The following is a 3908-nucleotide window of genomic DNA, read 5'->3' as shown; positions in this document are numbered from 1 at the left end:
GTCGGCGCGCTCCTGGCTGACCAGGTCGCTCATCTGGCCGCGGATCAGCAGGATCGGCACCCCGCCGCGCAGGATGGCCTCGACCGCGGTGTGCATCCGATCCGGGTCGGTCACCTCGAAAGGGGGGAAAGCCGCAGTGCCGCTGATGAACTGCGGATCCCAATGCCAGTACCAGCGATCGCCGCGGCGACGCAGGTTGGTGGTCAGGCCTTCCAGGTCGGTGGGTCGCGGCCGGTGCGGGTTGTATTCGGCGATCGCGTCGGCGACTTCGTCGAGCGAGCTGAAGCCCGACTCGACCCGGTCCGCCATGAAGGCGTGTATTCGGTTCGCCCCGGACTGGTCCATGTTCGGCACGATGTCCACCAGCACGACCGCGCTGGCGATGCCCGGCGACAGCTCCCCGGCGAGCAGCACCGACGTGAAACCGCCCAGGGAGGCGCCGACCAGAACCGGTTGCGGGGGCAGCGTGCGCAGCACCTCTTGGACGTCGGCGGCGAAACTGACGACGCGATAGTCGCCGTCATCGGACCAATCCGATTCGCCGTGGCCGCGCAGGTCGACGGTGACGGCCTGCCACCCACGGGCAGCGACAGCGGCGGCCGCCTTACCCCACGACCGCCGGGTCTGCCCGCCGCCGTGCAAAAACACCACGGCGCGCGCGTGCGGATCCCCGAGGCGGTCAGCGACGATCTGCACCCCGCCGGGGCCCTGGATCGTGAACGGTTCGGCTGCCGTGGGCATCAGGTGATACTAAGGCGCGCCCACCAAAAGCTCGCGTTGGCTTAACGTCAACGGCATGCGGCGGCGTCAACGCGAAGGTCGTCGGGCATCGCCGGTGCCGCGCGGAATCGGACCGCAGCGAAGGAGAACGCATGCATCTCGACGAGTACATGTCGCACGATGCGACCGCCCTGGCCGAGCTGGTCGCGAGCGGGCAGGTCGCCCCCGCCGAGCTTCTCGCGTTGGCGCGGCAACGAGCGGACGCGGTGAATCCGCGGCTCAACGCCATCGTCTGCCGCCTCGACGACGTCGCCGACCGGCAAGCCGCCGACCCCTCGCTGAGCGGGCCGTTCGCCGGCGTGCCGTTCCTGATCAAGGACCTCGGCCAGGAATACCGCGGCTTTGCGACCTCGTGCGGCTCCCGCTCGCTGGCCCATGACGTGGCCGACCGGCACGCCCTGGTCACCCAGCGGTTCCTCGACGCGGGGCTGGTGATCTTCGGCAAGACCAACACCCCGGAATTCGGGGCCAAGGGCGTGACCGAACCCGACTACTGGGGCCCCGCGCGCAACCCCTGGGACACCGGGCATACCCCCGGCGGCTCGTCGGGCGGATCCGGGGCGGCCGTGGCGGCGGGCATCGTGCCGGCGGCGGGCGCCAACGACGGCGGCGGGTCGATCCGCATTCCCGCCGCCTGCAACGGCCTGGTGGGCCTCAAACCCAGCCGGGGCCTGGCGCCCTACGGCCCGCAGACGGGTGAACTGATGTTGGGCATGGCGACCCAGGGCGTGGTGTCGCGCACCGTGCGCGACAGCGCGGCGCTGCTCGACGCGATCGTCGGGCCCGACCCGGGCGCGGCGTACCGAGCGGCGTTGCCCGACAAACCCTTTGGTGAACACATCAAACAGCGACCGGACACCCTGAAGATCGGCTACTCGGCGCGGTCGGCCATCAACGCCCGGCCCCACCGCGAGGCCGTCGCCGCTCTCGAAAAGACCGTGGCGCTCCTCGACGAGTTGGGCCATCAGGTCGAGGAGGTCGCACCCCCCTACGACGATGCCGCCCTGGGGCGCGACTTCCTGACCATCTGGTTCGCCCAGCTGTATCAGCAGGTCGCCGACATCAAGAGGCGAACCGGCGCGCGCGACAACGACTTTGAGGCCGACACCTTGGCCATCGCCGAACTCGGGCGGTCCGGCGGCGTGCTGCCGGTGATGTCCGCGCTGGAGAACCGGAACGATTACATCCAGTCCCTGACCGCGTTCCACGCCAGCTACGACTTCTTTTTGACACCCACCCTGGCCACCCCACCGCTGGCCGTCGGCGCCACGACGACCGCGCCCGTGCTGCAGCGGGTGGCTCGGCTGGTGAGCAAGGTGCGCGCCGGAAAACTGATGGGGCTCAGCGGAATTCTCGATGACCTCATCCAGGAGAGCCTCGGCTGGGTGCCCTACACACAACTCGCCAACCTCACCGGCCGCCCGGCGATCAGCGTGCCCCTGCACTGGACCGACGCCGGACTTCCGCTGGGTGTGCAGTTCGTCGGGTCGATCGGGTCAGACGGCGATCTGCTGCGCCTGGCCGCGCAACTGGAAGAGGCGCGGCCCTGGGCCCACCGGCATCCGGCACCGAGTTAGCGGTTACGCGGCGGGACCGCCGTCTTCGGGACGCCGCCGGCCCCGCCACAGACCGGCGAAGCGCCGGGCGATGTCGCCGAGGCGACCGCCCGCGTGCTGCGAGGCCTTGATGCGGCCCAGGGCTTCTCGCCCCTCGTTCGCGTAGTCCTTGACGGATTCGTCGCCTTCCTCGGCGCGCATATCTGTCTCCAATCCTGTTGTTATTCCGGCGCCTGACGCTCGGGTGGTTCCGATGGCGTCAAGCGCTCGGGCGGTTCGGCCGGCGTGAGCCGTTCGGGCGTTTCCGTCGGCGTGAGCCGCTCCGGGGTCTCGCCGGGGGTCCCCGGCTGCGCGGGCTCCGAATTCTGCGGCCGCTCCGCCGAGAGCCTGAGGCGGGTGTCGATCATGCTCAGTCCTTTGCTCGGCTCATGGGCGCGTACCCGCGGTACCCGGGCACCCAAACGCCCGCGGCGATACCGGATCGACGCGGCGGCGTGCTAGGCGCGGGCCGAGTCCTTATGCGCCTTGATCGGCGCGGTGCTGGGCCACCTTGAGCAGGTTGCCGCCCAGGCTGCCGCGCGCGGTCCGAACCGTCACCAGCAGCCAGGTGAACAGCAGGCCCGCGTAGGCGACGGCCGCGGCCACCCTGCCGTAAAGGGTCAGGCGGCTCCAGATCATCGCGATGATGTTCAGCGAGGCCACCAGCGACAAGCCGAACATCGCGTAGCAGCCATACAGCATGGTCGTGCGCTCGCTGCCCGCCGCCATATGCGGGAGCAGCAGCGCGCCCGCGATCACCCATGCCGAGGACCTCGACCGGGGTGTGCGCCGGGGATGCGTCGTGCGGGTTCGCCATGGCCACAGCTGAAGAACCCCACTGCGCCGGGTGAGCGGCCCGCCGGATCAGCCGCATACACTCTAGCCGTGGTCAATCCGGCGCAACCGAGGTCGGCGGTCACGAGGATCCCGCTGATCGTCGGCGTTGCCGTCGTCGCGCTGCTCGCCGTCCTGGCGGTGCCCATCAAGCAACGATGCGGGGCGCCAGGCTATTCGTGCGCGTCGACGCTGGATACCGACGGCAACATTCACTACTACTACGAGGTGGAACCGGCGGGCGTCTACCTCGCCGAGATCGTCACCGGCGCCAACATCACGCTCTTCTACTCCTCGGGCGAGGACCTGGTCAGAGCCCGCTAGCACGCGTTTGCTGGGCGGTCCGCTGCGAGAGCGGGCCACGGGGCCGTTTCCGCCCGGTAACAACTTCGGCTCGATCCGGGCGGCGGCGTGGCCGGCGCGAGACCGCTCGGTGACCCCGCCACCCGCAACCGGGCAAAACCTGCTGGTAGAGCGAGGATCACGGAAGCTGGTCGCGCCCGGCCGGCCCGACGGGCACGCTCGGCCCGACCGTGTGACGGGTGCTCTCGATTGGGGGCTTCATAGCAAGCTAACGCATACTTGTCACCATGCTTGAAGCGACATCGCCGCAAAGCACCGTTGCGGTGCCCGGTGATGTGCTGGGCGTGGGCAGAGGTTTGTGATGGCCCGCTCGGGCGGCGCCCATCGCCGTCATCG

General features: G+C 69.9%; 5 protein-coding genes and 1 pseudogene. 2 read left to right on the top strand and 4 right to left on the bottom strand.

What is annotated here, in order from left to right:
• Nucleotides 1-741 (bottom strand): alpha/beta fold hydrolase (locus tag A9W96_RS24250; protein ID WP_197499628.1); only part of this gene is annotated, 741 nt, incomplete at its 3' end.
• Nucleotides 742-872: 131 nt separating this feature from the next.
• On the opposite strand from A9W96_RS24250, the gene A9W96_RS24245 reads away from it, so the two are divergent.
• Nucleotides 873-2357 carry an amidase gene (locus A9W96_RS24245; protein WP_067143712.1) on the top strand — a complete coding sequence of 495 codons (1485 nt, stop codon included), beginning with the start codon at nucleotides 873-875 and terminating at the stop codon, nucleotides 2355-2357.
• A gap of 3 nt (nucleotides 2358-2360) precedes the next feature.
• On the opposite strand, the gene A9W96_RS31735 is transcribed toward A9W96_RS24245, so the two are convergent.
• The 3 genes and pseudogenes from A9W96_RS31735 to A9W96_RS24240 form a co-directional block, all read right to left on the bottom strand.
• The gene (locus A9W96_RS31735; protein ID WP_156765391.1) at nucleotides 2361-2549 is read right to left on the bottom strand and encodes a hypothetical protein; all 189 of its coding nucleotides are present in this window, start codon (nucleotides 2547-2549) and stop codon (nucleotides 2361-2363) included.
• 8 nt (nucleotides 2550-2557) lie between these two features.
• Entirely contained in the window at nucleotides 2558-2743 is a 186-nt protein-coding gene (locus tag A9W96_RS30770; RefSeq protein ID WP_066864029.1) for a hypothetical protein, read from the bottom strand.
• 90 nt (nucleotides 2744-2833) lie between these two features.
• Nucleotides 2834-3125 (bottom strand): annotated as a pseudogene (locus A9W96_RS24240) (hypothetical protein); the annotation flags it as partial.
• 135 nt (nucleotides 3126-3260) lie between these two features.
• Between A9W96_RS24240 and A9W96_RS24235 the strand changes: the two are divergent.
• The gene (locus tag A9W96_RS24235; RefSeq protein ID WP_066864035.1) at nucleotides 3261-3533 is read left to right on the top strand and encodes a hypothetical protein; all 273 of its coding nucleotides are present in this window, start codon (nucleotides 3261-3263) and stop codon (nucleotides 3531-3533) included.
• Nucleotides 3534-3908 lie beyond the last annotated feature (375 nt).

It is taken from the genome of Mycobacterium sp. 1245852.3 (assembly GCF_001669335.1).
GTDB classification, from domain to species: Bacteria; Actinomycetota; Actinomycetes; order Mycobacteriales; family Mycobacteriaceae; genus Mycobacterium; species Mycobacterium europaeum_A.
The sequence above is the reverse complement of the archived record's forward strand: the minus strand, read 5'-3'. Positions and strand labels throughout refer to the sequence as shown.

What these genes read in the sequence shown, in the direction of transcription:
- A9W96_RS24245 (WP_067143712.1), top strand. Translation starts at nt 873, where the DNA reads ATGCATCTCGACGAGTACATGTCGCACGATGCGACCGCCCTGGCCGAG.
- A9W96_RS30770 (WP_066864029.1), bottom strand. Translation starts at nt 2,743, where the DNA reads ATGATCGACACCCGCCTCAGGCTCTCGGCGGAGCGGCCGCAGAATTCG.